General features: G+C 49.7%; 1 pseudogene. It reads left to right on the top strand.

The features are described 5' to 3' along the window. Nucleotides 1-290, top strand: a pseudogene (locus WKK33_RS00035) (transposase); the annotation flags it as partial. Nucleotides 291-1619 lie beyond the last annotated feature (1329 nt).

Here is a 1619-nt window from a genome sequence, read left to right as displayed (position 1 = left end):
CCAAATCAAAGATAGAGATACGTCCCATGTTTCACTTTACACGCAAACGCATCGAAGCCCATATATGCATCTGCTTTGTGGCTTTGAAAGTCTACAAGGAATTGGAGCGCATGCTGAAAGTCTCAGAGATTAAGATGAGCGTAGACAAGGTGCTTGCATTGGCTAAGACTATCACAACCATACAAATTAAGCTACCTCTGAACAAGGAGGTTTATACCCAAACAATGCTGATGGCAAGACATCAGAAAATCGCTAAACTCTTTGACGAAGATTTTTGGGTGACGCAATGACGAAGTCAGGAGGGTGTCGCTTCGCTTGCCCTGGGCTGAGGAGGTCATTGGGCTTTCAGCCCGCTTGGGTTGACTGGGCTATGCGCTACCATTTACTTTTCAGCCCACTTGGGTTGTCAGGGACAAGGAGAGTGCCACACGCTCTTGATATGCGAAAAATCTGTGGAAATCTGAGGGATCTGTGGGCGACAACTAAGCGCACAATGCGCTAAAGAACAGGCTGGATGTATTTATTCTCCCACGGATCTCTCAGATAAGCACAGATGCCATGCGGACTGCTTGTCAATAACACAGATCGCGCCGTCGGCGCGGCAGATCGACACGGATTTTTCGCATGCGGAGAGTAATATGTATGGAAGTATGCCACATGACGGGGCTTGCTTGATACGCGGAAGATCCGTTTAAGATCCGTAGGCCCAGAGGGCCATCAAAAGAAAAGAAAGAACAACAGATCCGTGATGATGGATCCGTGCGCATCGGTGACATCTGTGTTCCTTAGACCCCTGAGGCCATCGCCGTAGGCGGTGGGCTTATTGAGGTGTTCAACATGGGGACGACCTTCATGCGGAATGGCCATGCGGGTTGCTTTTGCCAAAAACACGAGACTCGGCGAAGCCCTACCGACCGAAGGGAAGCCGGAAACTATAAGAAGAGGAAGTAAGCCCCAGCATCGAGAAACTTGCACGAACACGGGGAATGTTACGAATTTTGGTGAAAAAGTGGTGTTGCTATTTCGATCCAACCAGCGACCGCAACCGACGTTTTTGCGCGATGGATATTTCCGAAATGAGCCACCGTGTTGCGAAAGACGCCTAACCGAGCCTCGGTGAGGCGTCTTTCGCAATGCCGTTAAGGAGGTATCGAGCCACCGTTAGCCCTCTATCGCAATGCGAAAGATGACTTTTGGTGGCGTGGAGTGGGGAGGGCGAGGTGAAGAATAAGGCCTTTGGGTTGTAACGGCTTTATTATTAGGCGATTATAAAAATCCACGAGAATGGCGTATTTGCGTGCGAACCACCACTCACCGCCGAATAAATGTTAAAAGCGGGAGATACCTGTAGCCTATTTTCAGCAGCATACAGTCTTATTGTGGGATGCACCATAGCCAAGCGCACTGACGGCCAACAATTGCTCTTCAGGCGACGCCCTGGGCTATGCGCTACCTGAGCTTTCAGCCCGCTTGGTTTAACCTTGGCACCCCTGAGGAGATCATTGGCTTTTTCAGCCCTCTTGGTTACCTTTGTCACACCGCTGTCAAGTCTGAGACTAAATTAATTGGAGTTTCTGATTTAGGGAAGACGGGCTGAATTATCGTGCAAACCGAATGCA

It is taken from the genome of Hallella sp., assembly GCF_037460745.1.
Classification (GTDB): domain Bacteria; phylum Bacteroidota; class Bacteroidia; order Bacteroidales; family Bacteroidaceae; genus Prevotella; species Prevotella faecis.
Note: the sequence above shows the minus strand (reverse complement) of the source record. Positions and strands in the feature narration are given on the sequence as shown.